At 62.7% G+C, this 22,350-nt stretch carries 18 protein-coding genes; 12 read left to right on the forward strand and 6 right to left on the reverse strand.

Annotated elements, in window-relative coordinates:
* Nucleotides 1-129: 129 nt before the first annotated feature.
* A complete protein-coding gene (gene yaaA / locus APH33_RS08275; RefSeq protein WP_054884664.1) occupies nt 130-909 on the forward strand; it encodes a peroxide stress protein YaaA in 780 nt (259 codons plus the stop codon).
* Here the strand turns inward: yaaA and APH33_RS08280 are convergent.
* The 6 genes from APH33_RS08280 to APH33_RS08305 form a co-directional block, all read right to left on the reverse strand.
* Nucleotides 894-2,147, reverse strand: a complete 1,254-nt coding sequence (locus tag APH33_RS08280) for an efflux RND transporter periplasmic adaptor subunit (protein WP_082433500.1) — start codon at nt 2,145-2,147, stop codon at nt 894-896. The two genes, yaaA and APH33_RS08280, sit on opposite strands and share 16 nt — an antisense overlap.
* Nucleotides 2,140-3,603, reverse strand: coding sequence for a TolC family protein (locus APH33_RS08285; protein WP_054884666.1), 1,464 nt, complete (start codon nt 3,601-3,603; stop codon nt 2,140-2,142). Before APH33_RS08285 ends, APH33_RS08280 begins: the two co-directional genes overlap by 8 nt.
* Nucleotides 3,596-4,768, reverse strand: coding sequence for an ABC transporter permease (locus tag APH33_RS08290; protein ID WP_054884667.1), 1,173 nt, complete (start codon nt 4,766-4,768; stop codon nt 3,596-3,598). Before APH33_RS08290 ends, APH33_RS08285 begins: the two co-directional genes overlap by 8 nt.
* Complete coding sequence (locus APH33_RS08295) at nt 4,761-5,426, reverse strand: ABC transporter ATP-binding protein (protein ID WP_054884668.1); 666 nt, start codon at nt 5,424-5,426, stop codon at nt 4,761-4,763. The genes APH33_RS08290 and APH33_RS08295 overlap by 8 nt, the downstream gene beginning before the upstream one ends.
* A complete protein-coding gene (locus APH33_RS08300; protein ID WP_054884669.1) occupies nt 5,423-6,208 on the reverse strand; it encodes a hypothetical protein in 786 nt (261 codons plus the stop codon). Before APH33_RS08300 ends, APH33_RS08295 begins: the two co-directional genes overlap by 4 nt.
* Before the next feature lie 95 nt (nt 6,209-6,303).
* Complete coding sequence (locus APH33_RS08305; protein ID WP_054884670.1) at nt 6,304-6,744, reverse strand: hypothetical protein; 441 nt, start codon at nt 6,742-6,744, stop codon at nt 6,304-6,306.
* Between the two features lie 929 nt (nt 6,745-7,673).
* Here APH33_RS08305 and APH33_RS08310 point away from each other — a divergent pair.
* From APH33_RS08310 to APH33_RS08360, 11 genes are all read left to right on the forward strand, one after another.
* Nucleotides 7,674-8,990 (forward strand): nucleotide sugar dehydrogenase, encoded by a 1,317-nt coding sequence (locus tag APH33_RS08310; RefSeq protein WP_054884671.1) that lies wholly within the window; start codon nt 7,674-7,676, stop codon nt 8,988-8,990.
* Nucleotides 8,991-9,063: 73 nt separating this feature from the next.
* Nucleotides 9,064-10,545: a glycosyltransferase family 2 protein gene (locus APH33_RS08315; RefSeq protein ID WP_177332362.1), complete on the forward strand. Its 1,482-nt coding sequence runs from the start codon at nt 9,064-9,066 to the stop codon at nt 10,543-10,545.
* Between the two features lie 37 nt (nt 10,546-10,582).
* Nucleotides 10,583-11,749: an alginate biosynthesis protein Alg44 gene (locus tag APH33_RS08320; protein ID WP_054884673.1), complete on the forward strand. Its 1,167-nt coding sequence runs from the start codon at nt 10,583-10,585 to the stop codon at nt 11,747-11,749.
* Between the two features lie 12 nt (nt 11,750-11,761).
* On the forward strand, nt 11,762-13,189 hold the full coding sequence (gene algK / locus APH33_RS08325; protein ID WP_054884674.1) for an alginate biosynthesis TPR repeat lipoprotein AlgK: 1,428 nt from the start codon (nt 11,762-11,764) through the stop codon (nt 13,187-13,189).
* A complete protein-coding gene (locus APH33_RS08330) occupies nt 13,186-14,664 on the forward strand; it encodes an alginate export family protein (RefSeq protein WP_054884675.1) in 1,479 nt (492 codons plus the stop codon). Before algK ends, APH33_RS08330 begins: the two co-directional genes overlap by 4 nt.
* A 16-nt stretch (nt 14,665-14,680) precedes the next feature.
* Complete coding sequence (gene algG / locus APH33_RS08335) at nt 14,681-16,240, forward strand: mannuronan 5-epimerase AlgG (RefSeq protein WP_054884676.1); 1,560 nt, start codon at nt 14,681-14,683, stop codon at nt 16,238-16,240.
* Between the two features lie 13 nt (nt 16,241-16,253).
* Complete coding sequence (locus tag APH33_RS08340) at nt 16,254-17,696, forward strand: alginate O-acetyltransferase (protein WP_054884677.1); 1,443 nt, start codon at nt 16,254-16,256, stop codon at nt 17,694-17,696.
* Nucleotides 17,697-17,703: 7 nt separating this feature from the next.
* Entirely contained in the window at nt 17,704-18,807 is a 1,104-nt protein-coding gene (locus APH33_RS08345) for a mannuronate-specific alginate lyase (RefSeq protein WP_054884678.1), read from the forward strand.
* A 216-nt stretch (nt 18,808-19,023) separates the two neighbouring features.
* Nucleotides 19,024-20,484 (forward strand): MBOAT family protein, encoded by a 1,461-nt coding sequence (locus APH33_RS08350; RefSeq protein WP_054884679.1) that lies wholly within the window; start codon nt 19,024-19,026, stop codon nt 20,482-20,484.
* A gap of 10 nt (nt 20,485-20,494) precedes the next feature.
* The gene (locus tag APH33_RS08355) at nt 20,495-21,652 is read left to right on the forward strand and encodes an alginate O-acetyltransferase (RefSeq protein WP_054884680.1); all 1,158 of its coding nucleotides are present in this window, start codon (nt 20,495-20,497) and stop codon (nt 21,650-21,652) included.
* 20 nt (nt 21,653-21,672) lie between these two features.
* On the forward strand, nt 21,673-22,320 hold the full coding sequence (locus APH33_RS08360) for an alginate O-acetyltransferase AlgF (protein ID WP_054884681.1): 648 nt from the start codon (nt 21,673-21,675) through the stop codon (nt 22,318-22,320).
* The last annotated feature ends 30 nt before the right edge of the window (nt 22,321-22,350 follow it).

Here is a 22,350-nt window from a genome sequence, read left to right on the forward strand (position 1 = left end):
TCTCCGTGACAGCCAAAACGCGCACTATAACGCCTGCTTTGGCGATGGTCTGTGACTATTGTCGTCATAGTTTGGCGTTCCCGGTCGCGATCCGTAGAATCCGCTGCAACGATTCCAGGAGCCGACCCGATGCTGACGGTGATTTCCCCCGCCAAGACTCTCGACTATGACACCGCGCCGGTGACCGACCGTTTCACCTTGCCACAATACCTGGACGACTCCCAGGAACTGATCCTGCTGCTGCGCGAGCTTTCACCCGCTCAGATCAGCGAGTTGATGCACCTCTCCGACAAGCTAGCCGGCCTCAATGCCGCACGCTTCGGCAGCTGGACCCCAGACTTTACCCCGGCCAATGCCAAGCAGGCGCTGCTGGCATTCAAGGGGGACGTGTACACCGGCCTGGATGCCGAAACCCTCGGCGAGGATGACTTCAGCTATGCCCAGGCCCACCTGCGCATGCTCTCCGGCCTGTACGGCCTGCTGCGCCCGCTCGACCTGATGCAGCCGTACCGACTGGAAATGGGTACCAAGCTGGCCAATGCCCGCGGCAAGGACCTGTATGCCTTCTGGGGCACGCGCATCAGCGAATGGCTGAACCAGGCGCTGGCCGACCAAGGCGACGACCTGCTGCTGAACCTGGCCAGCAACGAGTACTTCAGCGCCGTGAAACGCAGCGCACTGAAGGCCCGGGTAATCAACGTCGATTTCAAGGACCTGAAGAACGGCCAGTACAAGATCATCAGCTTCTATGCCAAGAAGGCCCGCGGCATGATGAGCCGCTTCGTCATCCAGGAACGGGTCAACGACCCGGAGCAGCTCAAGCAGTTCGACGTGCAGGGTTACTACTACAGTGCCGAGCAGTCCAAGCCGGATCACCTGGTTTTCCTGCGCGATCACCCGGCCGAATGATCAAGACCGGAGCCGTCTGGCGGCTCCGGCGCAATCAGCACGTAACCACTTTCCAGGCCCTGAACTTCGACCCCCTGCACCCCTGCCGGACCAGCCGTGACCGGTACTTTGCGCGGCGCCTGGGTTTCGTCGGCCCGAAACAGCACATAGGTGCGCCCGGCCTCGTCCACCTGCAACGCGGGCGCAGGTACCACCATCGCCCGTTCCTGGCGATGCAGCAACAACTGCAACTGGGCGCTCATGCCCAGGCGCAGGCCCAATTGCAGGGGTGCGGCGGGCAAATCCAGATCGACGCGCACGTCATACCAGGCTCCCTGGGCCGTATCGTCGCGAGCTTGCATGGCAATACGGTCGATGCGGCCTGCAAGCCGCTGCCCGGCGATGACGGCTTCAACCTCCATGCCCTCGCGCACCTTCACCAGATCGTGCTCTTCCAGCCTGGCCATCACTTGCAGACGCTCCAGGTCGACCAGCGTCATCAACGCCATCCCCTGGCTCACCGCTTGCCCGACGTGTAGCTGCCGGCCGCCGTGGCCGGCCTCCGTACTCACGGGCAAGAGCACGCCAGTGAAAGGCGCTTCGATCACCTGCTGATCACGCATCCTGATCAGGGCCCGGCACTGTGCTTGCGCGTTGGCAAGCTCCATTTCAGCGATCAACAACGCATCACCCTGCCCCCGGGCACGCGTCAGCCGCAGTTCCTGCTCGGCATCCAGCAACGCCTGACGCTGCTCCCCAAGCAGTTGTTCGAGGCTGACGACTTCCATACGGGCGACAATGCCACCCTCGAAAAGACGCTGGGTGTCATCCAGGCTCGCCTGGGTGGCCGCCATGGCGGCGCGAGCTGCTGCCACAGCGCGCAAACTTCGCGCCACCTGCGGGCCGCTTTGCCAACTACGCAACTGCATGAGCTGTTCCTCGGCCTTGAGGCGCTCTGCCTGGGCACGGCGCAGCTGGATGTCCAGCTGAGCAGTGTCCAGGCTGATCAACGGCTGGCCTGCCTCGACGCGCTGCCCTTCCTCAACCGGCATTGCCGCGACCACGCCAGCGAACGGCGCACTCAGTGTCACCTGACGTGCCGCCTGAAGTCTGCCGACAAGCCCCAGACGGTTTTCCAGCAATTGCGGTTCGACCCGCAGCCACCTCTGCTCGCGCGGCTGCACGGCGCCGGGCCAGTTCAACATCGCCAGAACAACACCGGTCATCGCTACCGCCAGCCAACAGCCCCACTTAATCATTGAGGCTCACCTGCCACTTGAGCAACGTGGTCCCTACGACCTGGTCGAGGACGACCTGCGCATCCAGGTACGCGATCGTAGCTTCGAGTTGCGTGCTTTGCGCCTGACGCAGATCACTCTCGAAACTGAGCACCTGGAAATTGCTCGAGCGCCCTGCCGCGAGCTTTTGCTGTTCGATGTCCAGCTTGCGCCGGGTCAGTGCCAGCGCCCGTCCGGCGATTTCCAGCTGTCGCCAGCGCACCTGCAGGTCGCGTATCGCGGTACTCACATCACGCTCAAGCTGTTGACGGGATTCGACCAGGCCCAGGCGCTGGGTTTCCACCTCGACCTGGGCCCGTACCTGCGCCTGGCGGCGACTTAAGTCACCGATCGGTACCTCCAGCTCCAGCCCCAGGTAGTGCTCCCATGCCGCTTCATTGCCGGGCCGTTGATGCATCTGGCTGGCCCCACCGACCAGCGACAGGTCCCACCATTGCGCGTTGCTTGCGACCTGCAACGCGATGGCCGCCTGTTCGGTCGCCAGCTGCTGCATCAGATAGGTCGGCTGCAACGCTTCGGCGCGGGCCAGGGCCTGCTCCGTGCTCACCTGCCAACGCTCGGCCAGCAGCCGCTCCGCGGCCCGCAGCGGGGTCGCAAGGTCCAGGGCGAGCAATTGCGCAAGGGCTACGCGGCTGTGGTGCAGCTGGTTGCGGCTGCCTTCGACGGTCAGTTCCTGACTGGCAACCTCGGCTTCTGCCTGCACGACTTCAAAGGCAGCCATGCGCCCGGCGGCGATCAAGGCGTGGCTTACTGCCACCAGCTGACGGGCACGCAACAGGCTATCTTCGGCGATACGCAGTTGCTCCTGGGCACGCAGCAGCTCCCGGTACGACAGCAGCGTCCGGGTAATGACCTGCGCCACGTCGTCGGCGAGCGCCAGGCGGTTCGACTGTTCAGCCAGCGTGGCCTGGCGCAACGGTGCGCTGGCTATCTCGCGTCCGGCGCCGCGCAGCAACGGCTGGACGATCATCAGGCTGGCACCATCCCGATACCGCCGCCCCGCCGAATCGGCTCGGGTATGCCCGTAATCCCAGGCCAGGCTCAGGCGCGTTCCGTACGGGGTCAGCAGGCTGGCGCTCGGGGCCAGCTGCGCCTCACGGTAGCGATCGGCATGATTGCGATTGCCCAGGTAGCGTGCCTTGAGCGACAGCTGCGGGGCGAACCGGTCATGGGCCACGCGCAGGTCGAACTTCTGCGCGACACGCTCAAGGTAGGCACTGCGGATCGCCCGGTTGTCGCGCAGGGCCAGGCCAACGGCATCGGCCAGGTCGATCTCCACGGGTTCGCCGTGCATTGCCGACAAGGCACTCACCGGGCCTGCCTGCCGCAAGGTCGGCCGGGACGGTTGCAACGCGCGGTCGGCCATGGCCAACAGAGGTAACGACCAGATGCAGGCCATCGCCAGCCACTTACTCATCACGCAACGCGACAACAGGTTGAAGACGCGCCGCTGCCAGTGCGGGCTGCAAACCGAAGAACAGCCCCAGGATCAGCGCCATGCCCATGCTCGCCGGAAGCGACCTTGCATCGAGCGCAAAATCCCACCCTGATCCGCGGGCAAACAGCCAGGCGGCCACAAGGCCCAGCACCGCGCCCAGCAGCGCGCCGGCAACGGACAGCACCAGCGCCTCAAGCAGGAACTGCCAGGCGATATCCCGAGCGCGCGCGCCCAGGGCCATGCGCACGCCGATTTCGCGTCGACGCTGCACCACGTTCATCACCATCACATTCATCACCCCCACACCGCCCAGCAGCAAGGCAACGGCGGCGGTGCCGGCCAGCAGCCCGGACATCACCCGCGACTGACCAGCCATGCCTTCGAGCATCTGCCGTGGTAACTGGACATCTACCTCATGCTGCGTGAGCCTGGCGCGCAGGTAGCGCTCCAACGAACGTGCCGCCTGGACCAGGGTCGAGGCATCGGCCCCCTTCGCGATCAGCGTCGCCACCTCGGGTATCGGGCTCAAGCGACGCATGCCTGGCAACGGCATCAACACGCTGTCGTTGAAATTGATCGGCAACATCGGGTTGTACCCTCGTGGCGCGAGCACGCCGACTACCTCGAACAGATAGCTACCCAATTGCACGCGGTCACCCGGCCTCGCCTGCAACCGCGCCGCCAGCGAAGCCCCCAACAGCACATGCGCGGCCGGGTCATCGTAAGCAGACAGCGAGCGGCCCCTGGCAACCTCGAGGTCGATGACCTCGAACAACTGTGCGCTGCTGCCTGCCACCATCGTCTCGATACTCTCCCCGTTGAACTTGACGGCGAACACACCGGCTGCCAACGGAGCGACAGCTCGGATGCCTGGCGGCAATCCGACAAGGTCCAGACGCACGGGCATGCCGCCTTCGGCCGTGGCCTGAAGGTTCACCACCAGCAACTCGCTTCCCAGGCCCTGGAACAGTTGCCGGGCAAACTGGGTCGCGCTGTGGCCGATATTCATCAGGGCCACCAGCGCGGCACAGCCGACTGCGATGCCTGACAGTGCAAGCCAGGCGCGGGGGCCCAACTGCCAGACGCTGAGCAAGGCCTCGCTGAAGCGTTGCTGCCAGCCTGGGCCGTAGGCGGCTTCAGGCATCGAATACGCCGCCATTGCGAACCAGCAGGCAGCGGTCCATGCACCGCGCAATGGTCGGGTCGTGTGTCACCACCAGCAGCGTCATGCACTGCTCACGATTCAGCTTCGTCAGCAGCCCGATGATGTCCCGTGCCGTCTCACCATCCAAATTGCCTGTGGGCTCATCGGCCAGCAGAATCCTTGGTTCTGTAACCAAAGCCCTGGCTATTGCCACTCGCTGGCGTTGGCCACCGGAGAGATGGGCCGGGCGATATTTCGCACGATGCTCCAGGCCGACTTTCTCCAGCTGGGCCTTGGCGAGCTGCCGAGCCGAAGCCAGACAGATGCCACGGTAGCTCAACGGCAGCGCAACATTGTCCAGCACGGACAGCCTTGGCAGCAGGTTGAAACTCTGGAACACGAAACCAAGCAGGCGATTACGGATGATGGCGCGCTGGTCGTCATCAGCGTGTGCCAGTTCACACCCATCCAGGACCAAACGCCCGTGACAGGGCTGGTCAAGGAGACCGATCAGGTTGAGCAGCGTGCTTTTGCCAGATCCGGATCCACCGATGATGGCGCAAGACTGGCCTGCGGGGAGGGATAACGATACGTCCTGCAGGACGGCTTCGCCTCCCAGACGGCGGGTGATGTCGTGCAGGGCAATAATCGGAATCATCCTTTCTCACCTTCCTCCCCGAGGCCGCCAGCGGCAGCGTCATAATGCATGGCGATCGGCTTTTCTTCGGACTTCCATTGTTTGGCAACCAGGTCGACCAATGAAGTATTGAACTCCGGCCACTCCACTTCCTGCTGGGATAACTGCATCATGATGTTGGCCTCGTAGTTCCCATACTCGGCCACTTCAATAGGTGGCAATGAACTATAAAAATCGAGAATTTCGCGCAAGCCCTGATCAGTACGCCCCGTCAGCTTATATTCAGCATTCATCTTGTCGATGATGGCGTGAGCCCACTGATTGTGCTGATCTGTTTTCTCCATCAATGCAGCACGGCGTTCATTCACGGTAAAAGCCCCGCTCTCATCATGTACAATCAGGCTGAGCTGTTCGCGAGGTAGTCCTTTAAACGGATTTTCCCCTTTTCCTCTAGCAAAATCATTCGCCTTCCGTGCACGTTCAAGCCACTCCTCATCTTGCGTATCGGGTAGCTGAGAATCGTAAAAATCCTTTGCCAATGAATAGGTTAGCCCTCCAATTCGATCCATGATCCTTGCCGCCAGATCGGCCAATTCCTTACGCGAAAGACGGCTGTCGCGCTCCGCTGCCAACTCGGCGGCAGCACTCAGTTTCTTGGCCAGACTGGATAACTGCTCATCGGATCTACCCGACGCTGCGACGGGAGGTTGGATATTTTGAACCTCTACTTTATCTATTGGCTTGATACGTTGCAGCGCACCGGACTCACGACTTGCTACGGAACGACCGTTGATGGCATCCATTTGTTTATCTCTCCCAAGCACATGATTCAGATACAGTCGACAATGCCAGTGCACTGCCCTGTTTAAACCAAGGCAATGCACTGTTCACGTGACGGTTACTTCATGGTGAACTCAACTTTCCATGAGTAATCTGCGGCCGTACTGGTTATCGTGGCCTTGCAGGTCGCCCCTCCACTCGGAGTAGCCGTTTTGGTCCATTCGGGCTGTTTGACTCCTCCGGGTAACATTCGCATCTGGAATGTCGTACCGAAAGCACAGGTCTTCCCGCCGATCGTGTACCGGATCATGGCGGCATTCACATCCGGGCTGACAACCCGCTGAACGCGCATGGAAGTCGACGAGCTCGCTTGGATCGCCTTGGAGGGTTGCGGATTGGCTATCTGGTAGGTGCTGGTTTCATTGGAGGTCACCAGCTTCATCGTCGCAGCTTGCGTTCCAAGGTTCTTGATGATCACTTCCACGGGGGGCCCTGCCTGCACCATGCCAGCAAGCAGCAGCGATACCCCGCCGATCAGAACCTGTGTGGTCTTCTTCATAAGCTTTCTCTCGTCTCTTCCATGTGATTGATGGATGAGACGCCCTCGTTGGCCAGTGGCCAGAGGCTGCCCAGGACGCTCCCTCGTTCATGGACAGCTCCTCAGAGCGTCCAAAGGGAGTAACGGCAGCTGACGGAAAAGCCTTAGCTTTAGTATGGCCTTTGTGTGTTACCGGATATGTTTCCAGCAGCGCCCCATTGCAGGGCAGCTGCAAAAAGCCATCAAGTCAATCTTCAGGCGCCAAAAACACGTCACACAGGGTGCTATCGCCGAACGCCATAAGACCGTTCGTACTTTTTTGACGAATTTTGAAAAAATTTTTTCCATGCTGGCACAACACTACCAAGCCTCAGTTTCGTCCTTTCTACGCGGGGGTGAAACTGCAACGTGCTATCAATTTGAAAGTATTTGCCACTTAAAAATTATTTAGAAATCTTTCATCGAAGCGGAACCCACCTCGGAACTTCTCCCACGACCCATCGCTCATAGTGCCGTAACGAATTTCCTGCCCCTGCGGTGTGAGAGATGACTTACAGATGACAACCGGCAGGTATCACTACCCGCTTCGATAATCTGGCAGACGCAACGGGAACCCCCGCAGGCGCTGCTCAAAGAGGAGTAACGCGCCCTTTCAAACTCGTCCTAGTGGTTGATTTCAAAGGATTTTTCCACTTGAAAAAACAAGCACAGCATGGCGCCAAGTAGCGCTTTGCAATAAAGACGGCTGCATTACAGGGCACGCCTTTTAAGTACTGGCTTAATACTGCCAACTTTTAGTGCACAACTTTGTGCGCGACGGATTTATTCATACCTGCGCTCGGCGAAGTGAGCTTTCGCCCATGGATCCGTGCGCCTGAAAACTGTTGTTAATCAACCCAGTCCGGCTCTTTCCGGAAGAGCTGGCGTGATAAACACATGAGGTGATAGCGATGCGTATCAGCATCTTTGGTTTGGGTTATGTGGGTGCGGTCTGTGCAGGCTGCCTGACGGCGCGAGGTCATGACGTGATTGGTGTGGACGTGTCCAAGACCAAGATCGACCTGATCAATCAGGGCAAGTCGCCCATCGTCGAACCTGGCCTGGAAGCACTGCTGCAACAAGGCATCGCCAACGGCCGCCTGCGTGGCACCACCGACTTCGCCGAGGCCATCCGCGCCAGCGACGTGTCGATGATCTGTGTCGGTACCCCGAGCAAGAAGAACGGCGACCTGGGCCTTGAGTACATCGAGTCGGTGTGCCGCGAAATCGGCTACGTGCTGCGCGACAGCGAGCGTCGCCACACCATCGTGGTCCGCAGCACCGTGCTGCCGGGCACCGTGAAGAACGTGGTGATCCCGATTCTCGAAGACTGCTCGGGCAAGAAGGCCGGTGCCGACTTCGGCGTTGCCGTGAACCCGGAGTTCCTGCGTGAAAGTACCGCCATCAAGGACTACGACCACCCACCGATGACGGTCATCGGTGAACTGGACAAGGCCAGCGGCGATGTGCTGCAAGCCCTGTACGAAGAGCTCGACGCGCCGGTCATCCGCAAGCCGATCGAAGTGGCCGAGATGATCAAGTACACCTGCAACGTGTGGCACGCCACCAAGGTCACTTTCGCCAACGAGATCGGCAACATCGCCAAAGCGGTCGGCGTGGATGGCCGTGATGTGATGGAAGTCGTCTGCCAGGACAAGGTCCTGAACCTGTCGCAGTACTACATGCGCCCTGGCTTCGCCTTCGGTGGCTCGTGCCTGCCGAAAGACGTGCGCGCCCTCACCTATCGCGCCGCTTCCCTGGACGTGCGTGCACCGTTGCTCGACTCGCTGATGCGCAGCAACGAATCGCAGGTGCAGAACGCCTTCGAGCTGATCGAAGCCCACGACAAGCGCAAGGTCGCCCTGCTCGGCCTGAGCTTCAAGGCGGGCACCGACGACCTGCGCGAAAGCCCGCTGGTGGAACTGGCCGAACGCCTGATCGGCAAGGGCTACCAGTTGGATATCTACGACGAGAACGTCGAGTACGCCCGCGTCCACGGGGCGAACAAAGAGTACATCGAGTCGAAGATCCCGCACGTCTCGTCGCTGCTCAACGCCGACTTCCAGAAGGTCATCGACAACGCCGACATCATCGTCCTGGGCAACCGTGACGAGCAGTTCCGCGCCCTTGCCGAGCAAGCGCCGGAAGGCAAGCAGGTGATCGACCTGGTCGGCTTCATGAGCAAGCCAACCTGCACCACCAGCCGTACCGAAGGCATTTGCTGGTAATGCCCGACCGGGCAGCGGTGGCCTCCCCACCATCGCTGCCCACCCTTTCCCGAATTCTCGACGGATGCTGAACATGCAAAGGCTCCAGACAGTGCTGTTGCAGTGCGCCGGGTGGCTGCTCTACATGAGCCTGCTCATGCTGATCGCCCTGGCCCTGCCAGCCGATATCTTCGACTCGCAGTCGAAGCACTTCATCTTCCTGGTCGGCGCAGTCGGCATCTGGCGCTATTCCATGGGCGCCACCCATTTCATCCGCGGCATGATCTTCCTCTACGGCGTCTACCCGTACCTGCGCCGCAAGGTGCAGAAGATGGGCGATGCCGCCGCGCCGTCGCACGTGTACCTGATGGTCACCAGCTTCCGTATCGAAGCGCTGACCACCGCCCAGGTGTACAGCTCGGTGATCCGCGAGGCGATCGAATGCGGCTACCCCACCACCGTGGTCTGCTCGCTGGTGGAGATGTCCGATGAACTGCTGGTAAAGAGCCTGTGGGCCCGTTACAACCCGCCCGCACACGTCACACTGGACATCGTGCGCATTGCCGGTACCGGCAAGCGCGACGGCCTGGCCTACGGCTTCCGCGCCATCTCGCGGATGCTGCCTGACGAAAACGCCGTGGTCGCCGTGATCGACGGTGACACCGTGCTCGGCGAAGGTGTGGTGCGCAAGACCGTGCCGTGGTTCAAGCTGTTCCCCAACGTCGGCGGCCTGACCACCAACGAGTTCTGCGAAGTGCGCGGCGGCTACATCATGAGCGAGTGGCACAAGCTGCGTTTCGCCCAGCGCCACATCAACATGTGCTCGATGGCCCTGTCCAAGCGCGTGCTGACCATGACCGGGCGCATGTCGATGTTCCGCGCCAGCGTCGTGACCAACCCTGAGTTCATCGCCGACGTCGAAAGCGACTCGCTGATGCACTGGCGCCTGGGCCGCTTCAAGTTCCTCACCGGTGACGACAAGTCCAGCTGGTTCAGCCTGATGCGCCTGGGCTACGACACCTTCTACGTGCCAGACGCCGCGATCAACACGGTCGAGCACCCTCCGGAGAAGAGCTTCCTCAAGGCCAGCCGCAAGCTGATGTACCGCTGGTACGGCAACAACCTGCGTCAGAACTCCCGTGCACTGGGCCTCGGCCTGCGCCGCCTGGGCCTGTTCACCAGCATCGTGCTGTTCGACCAGCGCGTGTCGATGTGGACCAGCCTGCTCGGGCTGACCGTGGCGGTGATCGCCAGCCTCAAGTTCGGCATGGGCTACCTACTGGTGTACCTGCTGTGGATCGGCATCACCCGCCTGATCCTCACCATCATGCTGCTGTGCTCCGGCCACAACGTCGGCCCGGCCTATCCGCTGATTCTCTATTACAACCAGATCGTCGGCGCGCTGATGAAGATCTACGTGTTCTTCCGCCTCGACAAGCAGTCCTGGACCCGCCAACCGACTGCCCTCAAGCGTGACCTCGCCAGTTTTCAACAATGGTTCAACACCTGGTCCTCGCGGACCATGACCTTCTCGGCTGCCAGCATCTTCGTCGCTGTGCTGTTCATGGTCGTGTGAGCCCAACCCGGATCGGAACTAACAGGAACAAACCAAGATGAATACCGCCGTGAACGTCAACGTCGTGCATGAGTCCGAAGCCCAGCGCCAACACGCCCGGGTACGCATCCCGGCCAAGCTGCGTTTCCTCGACAAAGAACGCCAGGCCCACGATGTGAAGGTCGACGACCTCTCCGCCGGTGGCCTGAGCTTCCACACCCAACAGCCACTGTCGGTCGGTGAAGTGCTGCGCGGTCGCCTGCAGTTCACGGTCGATAACCTCGGCCTGTCGATGGACATCGAATTCCAGGTGCGCGCCCACGACAGCAAAAGCGGCCGCACCGGCGCGCAGTTCCAGAACCTCGAACCGCGCGACATCGCCACCCTGCGCCACATCATCACCACCCACCTGTCGGGTGAGCTGATCACCGTCGGCGACGTGCTCAGCACCCTGCAGCGCGACAACTTCACCAAGGCCCGCAAGCAGAAGGACAGTGGCTCCGGCCTGTCCGCCTTCGGCCGCCTGAAGGCCGTGACGGTAACCCTCGGCGTGTTCGTGGTCGGCGTGGCCGCCTTTGGTTTCGTCGCCAAATCGCTGTACGGCATGTACTTCGTCAGCCATGCCGAAGCCGGCGTGGTCGCCGTGCCGACCACCACCGTCACCATGCCGCGCGACGGTACCGTCAACAGCCTGGCCGAAACCGGTGGGCAGATCGTCAAGGGCGCGCCGCTGGCCAGCTTTACCACCAGCATGCTGGACATGCTCAAGGGCAGCCTGGACGACTCGCAGCTGGAACCGGCAAAGATCGAGGAACTGTTCGGCAAGCAGCTCTCCGGCACCCTGACCAGCCCTTGCGATTGCGTGGTCACGCGCCAGCTGGTGGACGACGGCCAGTACGCTGCCAAGGGCCAGCCGATCTTCCAGCTGGTGCCACGCACCACAACCCCGATGGTCGAGGCCCGCTTCAGCTACCGCCAGTTCGACGAGGTCAAGCCAGGCACCCGGGTCAACTTCCAGGTGGCCGGCGAGGACGAAGTCCGTACCGGCCAGATCGTCAGCAGCGCCAGCCTCAACAGCGATGACCTGGCCTCCGACATCCGCGTGCAGATCAAGCCCGACAGCGCCATGCCTGCCGAGCTCGCCGGCCGCCCGGCTTCGGTCAACAGCGACCGTGGCCCTTCGCTGAACTGGCTGATCGACAAAGCCGTGGCCCGCGGTCTGTAAGAGGATCCCGTGATGATTCCCCATAAGAAAAGCGCAAGCCTGGGCCTCTGTGCCCTGGCGGCCGCGGTCGCCCTGGCCGGCTGTGCGGGCCTGCCCGACCAGCGTCTGGCCAACGAAGCCCTCAAGCGCGGCGACACCGCATTGGCCGAGCGCAACTACAAGGCCCTGGCCGACCTGGGTTACAGCGACGCACAAGTGGGCTTGGCCGACATCAAGGTTGCCACTCGCGACCCGGCGAAAATCAAGGAGGCCGAAGCCACCTACCGCGCAGCCGCGCCTTCCTCGCCGCGTGCCCAGGCACGCCTTGGCCGCCTGCTGGTAGCCAAGCCCGACAGCACGCAGGCCGAGCGTGAAGAAGCGGAAACCTTGCTCAAGGCCGCCGCCAGGCAAGGTGAAGGCAATACCCTGATCCCGCTGGCGATGCTCTACCTGACCTACCCGCAGAGCTTCCCCAAGGTCAACGCGCAGCAGCAGATCGACCAATGGCGCGCCGCCGGCAACCCGGAAGCGGGCCTGGCCCAGGTGCTGCTGTACCGCACCCAGGGCACCTACGACCAGCACCTGGACGACGTCGAGAAAATCTGCAAAGCCGCGCTGAACGCTACCGACATCTGCTACGTCGAGCTGGCCACCGTTTACCAGAAGCGTGGCCAGGCCGATCAACAGGCCGCCCTGCTTGGGCAGCTCAAATCCGCCTACAGCCGTGGCGCGGTGCCGGCCACCCGGGTCGACAGCGTTGCCCGCGTGCTGGCTGACCGCAGCCTCGGCCAGACCGACGAGAAAACCGCCAAGGACTTGCTCGAACAGGTCGCCCCGGCCAACCCGGCGTCCTGGGTCAGCCTGGCACAGCTGCTGTACGACTTCCCCGAACTGGGCGACACCGACCAGCTGATGGCCTACATCGACAAGGGCCGCGAGGCCGAACAGCCACGCGCCGAACTGCTGCTGGGCCGCCTGTACTACGAGGGCAAGACCCTGCCAGCCGATGCCAAGAAGGCCGAGCAACACCTGCAGGCCGCCGCCGACGCCGGCGAAATCAGCGCCCATTACTACCTCGGCCAGCTGTACCGCCGCGGTTACCTGGGCCATGTCGAGCCGCAAAAGGCCGTCGACCACCTGCTGGCTGCTGCCCGCGGCGGCCAGAACAGCGCCGACTACGCCCTCGCCCAACTGTTCAGCGAAGGCCATGGCATCCGTCCACAGCCGGGCAACGCCTGGGTGTTCGCCCAACTGTCCCAGGTCAACCCGACACCACAGTCCAGCGAACTGCTGCAGCAGCTCGACCAGCAACTCACGCCTGACCAGCGTACCCAGGCGCAGAACCTGCTGGCGCAGGAAAAGCAGGCGCGCGGCAGCATGCTCCAGGGTGCCACCAGCACCTTGGCCCTCGAAGCGCTGCAAGACGACGAAAAAGAAGTAGAAGCTGAGGACTCGCTATGACGCTCAATCCATTCGTGAAAGCCGGCATTGGCCTGAGCTTCGCCCTACTGTGGTCCTGCCCGACCCTGGCGGACATGACCGCCCAGAAGAATTTCGGCCTTGATGTGAAAATCACCGGCCAATCGGAAGACGACCGTGACCTCGGTACCCGTCCGGGCGGCGACGTCAACGGCCTGGGCCTCGACCTGCGCCCCTGGGTGTACGGCGAGAGCGGCAACTGGAGCGCCTACGCCATGGGCCAGGCGGTCACCGCCACCGACACCATCGAAACCGATACCCTGCGCCAGAACGACGACGGCACCACCACCGACACCGCCGCCGATGGCCGCAAGCAGGACAAGAGCTACCTGGCCATGCGCGAGTTCTGGGTCGGCTACAGCGGCCTCACTGCCTACCCGGGCGAGCAACTGCGCCTCGGCCGCCAGCGCCTGCGCAGCGACGATGGCATGTGGCGCGACACCAACATCGAAGCGTTGAACTGGACCTTCGACACCACCCTGCTCAAGGCAGACCTGGGCGTTGCCCAGCGCTTCAGCGAATACCGTACCGACCTCACCGAGCTGGCCCCGGAAGACAAGGACCGCACCCACATCTACGGCAACGTCGCCACGCAGTGGACCCCTGGCCACTGGGTCGGCCTGCGCGCCCACCACACCCATGACAGCGGCAGCCTGAAAAACCCGGGCGAAACCGTCGACGCGCTGGACAAGACCCGCACCGGCGACCTCACCTGGCTGGGCCTGGAAGCCAACAGCGACGCCTACAACTGGCGCAACGACCACACCGTCAAATACTGGGGCAGCGTCACCTGGCTGACCGGTGACCGCGACACCCTCAGCAGCCAGACGGTCGGCGACCAGACCGTGGCCACCGGCAAGCAGAGCGGCAATGTCAATGCCTGGGCCACCGACCTCGGCATCCGCCTGCGCCTGGACCCGCAATGGCAGGTCGGTGCGGCCTACGCCCGTGGTAGCGGTGGCGGCGGCGACGACGGTTCGAACAACTTCGAGCAGACTGGCCTTGAGAGCAACCGCTCCAACTTCACCGGCACCCGCTCGCGCGTGCACCGCTTCGGCGAAGCCTTCCGCGGCGAGCTGGGCAACCTCCAGGCGGCCACCCTGTTCGCCTCCTGGCAGCTGCGCGACGACTACGACGCCAGCCTCATCTATCACAAGTTCTGGCGTGTCGACGGCAACCAGAACATCGGTTCCAGCGGCATCAATGCAGTGGTCGACGACAACGGCGTGAACCGCCAACTGGTCGATGGCGAAAAAGACCTGGGCCAGGAAATGGACGTGGTCGTCACCAAGTACTTCAAGCAAGGCCTGCTGCCGGCCTCGATGAGCCAGGCGATCGACGAGCCTTCCGCCCTGGTGCGCCTGCGTGCCGGCGTGTTCAAGCCAGGCGATGCCTATGGCAAGGAAGCGGACTCGTACATGCACCGCGCCTTCGTCGACGTGATCTGGCGCTTCTGAGGCCGGGAGACCCCTGATGAACCTTCACCCGCACATCCGTCCCAGCCTCCTTGCCAGCGCTTTGCTGCTGGCAAGCCACCTGGCCGTCGCCGCAGAGCCCCAGGTGATCGCCAAGGAGCTGCAGCAGGCCAAGACCTACACTGTGGCCAGCGCACCGATCGAGCCGCTGCAGATGGACCCGCCGAAACTGCCCGACCTCACCGGCTACACCGCGCAGGCCGTGCAGAAGAAGATCGACCGCCGCCACAAAGGCAAGGTCAGCCTGCGCCGCATGTTCCAGGAGGACACCCTCAAGGAATTCGTCGGCGGCGACAACAAGGCCGCCGAGTGGGTGCAGCGCCAGCACGGCATTCCTCAGGCGATCTTCATCGATGACGGCCATGTCGACCTGGTCGAGCTGAGCAAGAAGGTGCCCAAGCAGTACCTCAGCGAAGTCGAGCCGGGCGTCTACCTGGCGCGCCTGCCGATCGTGGTCGGGCAGAAGGGCATTCTCGAGATCGACGGCAAGGTCAAGCAACTGCGCCTGTCCCAGGAAGGCGGTTCGTTCCTGGTCAACGACGGCAAGCTGTTCGTCACCGACACCCAGGTGATCGGCTGGCGCGAGAAGGACAACGGTCCGGCGACCTTCCGCTCGCCCAAGGAATTCCGCCCGTTCCTGCTGTCGTGGGGTGGAACCGAGACTTACATCGTCAATACCACGATGGCCAGCTTCGGTTATGCCAAGTCCAAGTCGTATGGCGTGAGCATCTCGCAGTACACACCGAACATGTCCAAGCGCATGGGCCGCGCGGAACCGACCGGCTGGATCATCGGTTCGACATTCAGTGACATGTGGTACGGCTTCTACTGCTACGAGACCTCCGACTTCGTGGTCAAGGACAACACCTACCACGACAACATCGTCTACGGCATCGACCCCCACGACCGCTCGCACCGCCTGATCATCGCGGGCAACACCGTGTACGGCACCAAGAAGAAGCACGGCATCATCGTTTCGCGTGAGGTCAACGACAGCTGGATCATCAACAACAAGAGCTACGACAACAAGCTTTCCGGCGTGGTGATCGACCGTAACAGCGTCAACAACCTGGTGGCCTACAACGAGATCTACCGCAACCACACCGACGGCATCACCTTGTACGAGAGCGGCGACAACCTGATCTGGGGCAACAAGCTGATCAACAACCGTCGCCACGGCATCCGCGTGCGCAACAGCGTGAACATTCGCCTGTACGAGAACATCGCCATGGCCAACGGCCTGGTCGGCGTGTACGGGCACATCAAGGACCTGTCCGATACCGACCGCGACATCGCTCTCGACCCGTTCGACACCAAGGTGTCGCTGATCGTGGTCGGCGGCGAGCTGTCGGCCAACGGTTCCGGCCCGCTGTCGATCGACTCGCCGCTGTCGGTCGAGCTGTACAAGGTGTCCATGCTCGCCCCGCGCAAAGCCAGCGGCATCAGCCTCAACGGCGTGCTTGGCGAACGCCAGGACGAAATCCTCGACCTGCTGGTGCGCCAGCAGAAGGCCGTGCTGATCGACCCGGTCGAACGCCAGACCGAAATGATCGATTAAGGAAGCCCAGACCATGACTCCACACCTGATGAAACTGCTGGGCCTGTCCGCCGCCCTCCTGGCCATCAGCCAGGGCGTGCGCGCCGACGAAGTGAAGGCCCCGACCTTCACCGCCGAGCCCTGCTGCCAGCTGTGCCCCGAGGCGCATGACGCGAGCCGCTACACCACCCGCTACCAGCAGAACTTCACCACCCTGGTACAGGCCCAGGGTGACTGGCTGTTCCGTACCCGCGAAGACCTGCGCACCGAGTTCAATACCACCCCGGCCGGCTACAAACGCCTGCAGCAGGTGCACGATGCGTTCAAGAAGCGCGGCGTGGAACTGGTCGTGGTCTACCAGCCGACCCGTGGCCTGGTGAACCGCAACATGCTCAATCCAGAAGAGAAAGCCGCCTTCGATTACCAGAAGGCACTGGGCAACTACCAGGCCATGCTCAAGCGCTTCGCCAGCATGGGTTACAACGTCCCCGACCTGTCGCCGCTGACCAACGAGCAGCTGGCCGCCGCTGACCAGGGCAAGGACTTCTACTTCCGTGGTGACCAGCACTGGACGCCTTACGGCGCCGAGCGCGCCGCGAAGATCGTGGCCGAAACCGTGCACAAGATGCCGGCCTTCGAAGGCATCCCGCGCAAGGAATTCGAAACCCACAAGTCCGGGCGCATGGGCAAGACCGGCACCCTGCACAACGTTGCCGGCCAGCTCTGCGGCACCAGCTACGCCGTGCAGTACATGGACCAGTTCACCACCGAGCCGAAAGGCTCGACCGGCGGCGGCGACGACCTGTTCGGTGACAGCGGCAACGCCCAGATCACCCTGGTCGGCACCAGCCACAGTGGCAAGAACTACAACTTCTCGGGTTTCCTGGAGCAGTACATCGGCGCCGACGTGCTCAACGTCGCCTTCCCCGGTGGCGGCCTGGAGGGCTCGATGATCCAGTACCTGGGCAGTGAAGAATTCCAGAAGAACCCACCGAAGATCCTCATCTGGGAATTCTCGCCACTGTACCGCCTGGACCAGGAAACCATCTGGCGGCAGATCCTCGCCCTGCTCGACGACGGCTGCGACGATCGCCCAGCCCTGATGAGCGCCAGCGCCACCCTCAAGCCCGGCAAGAACGAGCTGATGGTCAATGGCAAGGGCGGCGTGATCAAGGACCTGATCAACCGCAACATGCAGATGGACGTCAAGTTCGAAGATCCGTCGGTCAAGGTGCTGCAGGCCACGCTCTGGTACCTCAATGGCCGTCACGAAGACATCAAGCTGGAAAAACCGGAGACCTCGGACACCGACGGCCGCTTCGTCTTCCAGATGCGCGAAGACGAAGACTGGGCCGGTCAGAGCCTGCTGGCTTTCGAAGTCCAGGGCCCGGAACAAGGCACGCAGAAAGTCGAAGCCAAGCTCTGCAAACGCAACAACTTTGCCGTGCCCGCGCAGACTGCGCAGGCTGGCCAGTGAGGCGACCATGACCATGCTCAAGCGAATTTTCAGCCCCGCCCTGCTTACCCTCGCCCTGTTTGGCAGCGCCGCACAGGCCGCACTGGTGCCCCCGCAGGGTTACTACGAGGGCATCGAAAAGTTGAAGACCAGTGACGGCAACTTCCGCTGCGAGCCAGCCCCCAAGCCGTATACCGGCGCGCTGCAGTTTCGCAGCAAGTACGAAGGCTCGGACAAGGCCCGGGCGACACTCAACGTTGCCTCGGAAAAAGCCTTCCGCAAGTCCACCGAAGACATCACCACGCTCGAGAAGGGTGTGAGCAAGATGGTCGGCCAGTACATGCGCGACGGTCGCCCGGCGCAGCTCGACTGCACCCTGGCCTGGCTCGGTACCTGGGCACGCGCCAATGCGCTGCTGTCCACCGACTACAACCACACCGGCAAGTCCATGCGCAAATGGGCGCTGGGCAGCATGAGCGGTTCGTGGCTGCGCCTGAAGTTTTCCAACTCGCAGCCGCTGGCCGCGCACCAGGCCGAGGCCGAGCTGATCGAGAAGTGGTTCGCCCGCCTCGCCGAGCAGACCGTGCGCGACTGGAGTGACCTGCCGCTGGAGAAGATCAACAACCACAGCTACTGGGCGGCTTGGTCGGTGATGGCCACCGCCGTCGCCACCGACCGCCGTGATTTGTTCGACTGGGCCGTGAAGGAATACAAGATCGGCGCCAACCAGGTCGACGAACAGGGCTTCCTGCCCAACGAGGTCAAGCGCAAGCAGCGTGCCTTGGCTTATCACAACTATGCCCTGCCGCCGCTGGCGATGATCGCCAGCTTCGCCCAGGTCAATGGCGTGGACCTGCGCGCCGAGAACAACTTCGCCCTGCAACGTCTGGGCGAAGGCGTGCTGGCAGGCGCCCGCGATCCAAGCCACTTCAAGGAGCGCGCAGGTGAGAAGCAGGACCTGACCGACCTCAAGGTCGACAGCAAGTACTCCTGGCTCGAGCCCTGGTGCGCGCTCTATCACTGCGTTGGCGACACCCTGCAGCGCAAGCAGCACATGCAGCCGTTCAACAGTTTCAGGCTCGGCGGCGACATGACCCGGGTCTATGACCCGAGCGCGGAATCGAAGAAGTAGGTGTCGCCTGGATTGGGGCCGCTTCGCGCCCCATCGCGACACAAGGCCGCTCCCACAAGGGATGCGCGGTACCTGTGGGAGCGGCCTTGCGTCGCGATACGAGGGCGAAGCCCTCGCCAGCAGTATTGAAGTAACAACGGTTTCCTCCGGTTTTTTTACCGGGGGGTTTGGGGGGCGCTGTGCCCCGGATGCTGTGAACAAAAAAGGAGAACCGGGATGGTCTTCTCGTCCAACGTGTTCCTGTTCCTGTTCTTGCCGGTTTTCCTCGGCCTGTACTACTTGAGCGGGCAACGCTATCGCAACCTGCTGCTGCTGGTCGCCAGCTACATCTTTTATGCCTGGTGGCGGGTCGACTTCCTCGCCCTGTTCGCCGGCGTGACCCTGTGGAACTACTGGATCGGCCTGAAAGTCGGCGCCGCCGGCGTGCGTACCAAGCCGGCCCAACGCTGGCTGCTGCTGGGCGTGGGCGTGGACCTGGCGATCCTCGGCTACTTCAAGTACGCCAACTTCGGCGTCGAAAGCCTCAATGCGATCATCACCTCGTTCGGCCTCGAACCGTTCATCCTCACCCACGTGCTGCTGCCGATCGGTATCTCGTTCTACATCTTCGAGTCGATCAGCTACATCATCGACGTGTACCGCGGCGACACCCCGGCCACCCGCAACCTGATCGACTTCGCCGCGTTCGTGGCCATCTTCCCGCACCTGATCGCCGGCCCCGTGCTGCGCTTCAAGGACTTGGTCGACCAGTTCAATAACCGCACCCACACCCTGGACAAGTTCTCCGAAGGCTGCACCCGCTTCATGCAGGGCTTCATCAAGAAGGTGTTCATCGCCGATACCCTGGCGGTGGTGGCCGACCATTGCTTCGCGCTGCAGAACCCGACCACTGGCGACGCCTGGCTCGGCGCTCTGGCCTACACCGCGCAGCTGTACTTCGACTTCAGCGGCTACAGCGACATGGCCATCGGCCTGGGGCTGATGATGGGCTTCCGCTTCATGGAGAACTTCAAGCAGCCGTACATCAGCCAGTCGATCACCGAGTTCTGGCGGCGGTGGCACATCAGCCTGTCGACCTGGCTGCGCGACTACCTGTACATCACCCTGGGCGGTAACCGCAAAGGCACCTTCAACACCTACCGCAACCTGTTCCTGACCATGCTGCTGGGCGGCCTGTGGCACGGCGCAAACTTCACCTACATCATCTGGGGTGCCTGGCACGGCATGTGGCTGGCGATCGAGCGGGCGCTGGGCATCGACACCAACCCGCAGCGCTTCAACCCGGTCAAATGGGCCTTCACCTTCCTGCTGGTAGTGGTCGGCTGGGTGATCTTCCGTGCTGAGAACCTGCACGTCGCCGCCCGCATGTACGGCGCCATGTTCAGCTTCGGCGACTGGCAGCTGTCGGAGCTCAACCGCGCCCAGCTCACCGGCCTGCAGGTGGCGACCCTGGTGATCGCCTACCTCACCCTGGCGTTCTTCGGCCTGCGCGACTTCTACCGCAACGCCACGCCGGCAGCAGCCGTGCGCACCCCGGCCCAGGTCAACGCCGATGGCTCGATCGGCCTGGACTGGACCCGGGTGATGACCCGCGCCCTGATCCTGCTGCTGTTCGTGGCCTCGATCCTCAAGCTTTCGGCGCAAAGCTACTCGCCGTTCCTGTACTTCCAGTTCTGAGGTGGATGACATGACCCGGACATTACGCGTCACCTATTCCCTGTCGTTTCTCGGCCTGCTGGTGGGCATGGGCGCCTGGTCCACCGGTGGCTTCGACAGCTTCCACCGTACCGAGCAGATGACCCTGCTCAACGGCAAGCTGGCCAAGGCCGCCGAGACCCACTACGACGACCAGTTCCCGATCAAGCGCCTCGGTACCAACCTCTGGGCCGCGCTGGACTTCAAGCTGTTCAACGAAGGCCGCCCAGGCGTGGTGCTGGGCCGCGACCAGTGGCTGTTCAGCGACGAAGAGTTCAAGCCCAGCGCCGGTGCCGAGCAACAGATGCAAGACAACCTGGCACTGATCCGCGGGGTACGCGACACCTTGCAGAAGCATGGCAGCCAGCTGGTGCTGGCGATCATTCCGGCCAAGGCACGGGTGTATTCCGAGTACATCGGCAAGCAGCAACCGGCCAGCCTGCACGACGACCTGTACAACCGGTTCCATGCCCAGGCACGCCAGGCCAACGTGTTCGCCCCTGACCTGATGGCAGCCCTGGAACAGGCCAAGGGCCGCGGTCAGGTATTCCTGCGTACCGACACCCACTGGACGCCGATGGGTGCCGAAGTGGCGGCGCAGGCGCTGGCCGAGGCCGTCAGCCGCCAGAACCTGCTCAACGGCGCCCCGCAGACCTTTATCACCGAAGCGGGCAGCTCCACCCCGTACAAGGGTGACCTGACCAACTTCCTGCCCCTGGACCCCCTGTTCAGCAACCTGCTGCCGACCCCGGACAACCTGCAGCAGCGCACGACCCGCCCTGCCGAAACCGCAGGCGAAGGCGGCGACGCCCTGTTCGCCGATAACCAGATCCCGGTCGCCCTGGTGGGCACCAGCTACAGCGCCAACCCGCACTGGAACTTCCTCGGTGCGTTGCAGCAGGCGCTGCACAGCGACGTCGCCAACTACGCCGAAGACGGCCACGGCCCGCTGCTGCCGATGCTCAAGTATCTGCAGAGCGATGCCTTCAAGAACGCCGCGCCACAAGTGGTGGTGTGGGAATTCCCCGAGCGTTATCTGCCAATGACCAATGACCTCAGCAGCTTCGATCCGCAGTGGATCGCACAGCTGAAGAACTCACGTAAATCCGAAGAAAACCTGGCCTTGTCGTCCACCCGGACGAATCACTGATCGATAGAGAGGAAATGCACATGACTACCAAAACTTCCATTGCCAAAGCCCTCACCCTCGCGGCCGGCCTTTCCCTTGCTTCCATGCAGGCCTTCGCCGGTGCCGACGCCGCGCTGTACGGCCCGAGCGCGCCGAAAGGCTCGACCTTCGTGCGCCTGTACAACGCCTCCAGCGCCCCGGCTGCGGCCAGCGTCGGCAACACCCAGATCAAGCAGGTCGGCGCCCAGGCCAGCAGCGACTTCAGCTTCCTGCCCGGTGGTGACTACACCGCCCAGGTCGGCGGCAAGAGCGTGCCGGTGAAGCTGGCGGCGGACAAGTACTACACCCTGGTCAACAGCGCCAGCGGCACCCCACAGCTGATCGAAGAACCACCGTTCAAGAACAAGCAGAAAGCCTTGGTTCGCGTGCAGAACCTCAGCGACCAGGCGGTGACCCTGAAAACCGCCGACGGCAAGACTGAAGTGGTGCCGTCGGTGGCCACCAAGGGCCGCGGCGAGCGTGAAATCAATCCGGTCAAGGTCAACCTGGCCTTGTTCGAAGGCAACAAGAAAGTCAGCGACCTGAAACCGGTCGCCCTGGAGCGTGGCGAAGCGGCCGTGCTGTACGTAACGGGTTCCGGCGGCAACTTGTCGCCGGTGTGGGTAACTCGCCCCGTGGCTAGCAACTGATCCCCCTGCCTCATAACGACTATTGGAGAA

Source organism: Pseudomonas sp. NBRC 111130, assembly GCF_001320485.1.
Classification (GTDB): Bacteria; Pseudomonadota; Gammaproteobacteria; order Pseudomonadales; family Pseudomonadaceae; genus Aquipseudomonas; species Aquipseudomonas vlassakiae.

Coding starts and splice junctions, on each gene's coding strand:
- yaaA (WP_054884664.1), top strand. CDS start 130: ATGCTGACGGTGATTTCCCCCGCCAAGACTCTCGACTATGACACCGCG.
- APH33_RS08350 (WP_054884679.1), top strand. CDS start 19,024: ATGGTCTTCTCGTCCAACGTGTTCCTGTTCCTGTTCTTGCCGGTTTTC.
- APH33_RS08345 (WP_054884678.1), top strand. CDS start 17,704: ATGACCATGCTCAAGCGAATTTTCAGCCCCGCCCTGCTTACCCTCGCC.
- APH33_RS08310 (WP_054884671.1), top strand. CDS start 7,674: ATGCGTATCAGCATCTTTGGTTTGGGTTATGTGGGTGCGGTCTGTGCA.
- APH33_RS08320 (WP_054884673.1), top strand. CDS start 10,583: ATGAATACCGCCGTGAACGTCAACGTCGTGCATGAGTCCGAAGCCCAG.
- APH33_RS08330 (WP_054884675.1), top strand. CDS start 13,186: ATGACGCTCAATCCATTCGTGAAAGCCGGCATTGGCCTGAGCTTCGCC.
- algK (WP_054884674.1), top strand. CDS start 11,762: ATGATTCCCCATAAGAAAAGCGCAAGCCTGGGCCTCTGTGCCCTGGCG.
- APH33_RS08300 (WP_054884669.1), bottom strand. CDS start 6,208: ATGGATGCCATCAACGGTCGTTCCGTAGCAAGTCGTGAGTCCGGTGCG.
- APH33_RS08290 (WP_054884667.1), bottom strand. CDS start 4,768: ATGCCTGAAGCCGCCTACGGCCCAGGCTGGCAGCAACGCTTCAGCGAG.
- APH33_RS08340 (WP_054884677.1), top strand. CDS start 16,254: ATGACTCCACACCTGATGAAACTGCTGGGCCTGTCCGCCGCCCTCCTG.
- algG (WP_054884676.1), top strand. CDS start 14,681: ATGAACCTTCACCCGCACATCCGTCCCAGCCTCCTTGCCAGCGCTTTG.
- APH33_RS08315 (WP_177332362.1), top strand. CDS start 9,064: ATGCAAAGGCTCCAGACAGTGCTGTTGCAGTGCGCCGGGTGGCTGCTC.
- APH33_RS08295 (WP_054884668.1), bottom strand. CDS start 5,426: ATGATTCCGATTATTGCCCTGCACGACATCACCCGCCGTCTGGGAGGC.
- APH33_RS08305 (WP_054884670.1), bottom strand. CDS start 6,744: ATGAAGAAGACCACACAGGTTCTGATCGGCGGGGTATCGCTGCTGCTT.
- APH33_RS08280 (WP_082433500.1), bottom strand. CDS start 2,147: ATGATTAAGTGGGGCTGTTGGCTGGCGGTAGCGATGACCGGTGTTGTT.
- APH33_RS08360 (WP_054884681.1), top strand. CDS start 21,673: ATGACTACCAAAACTTCCATTGCCAAAGCCCTCACCCTCGCGGCCGGC.
- APH33_RS08285 (WP_054884666.1), bottom strand. CDS start 3,603: ATGAGTAAGTGGCTGGCGATGGCCTGCATCTGGTCGTTACCTCTGTTG.
- APH33_RS08355 (WP_054884680.1), top strand. CDS start 20,495: ATGACCCGGACATTACGCGTCACCTATTCCCTGTCGTTTCTCGGCCTG.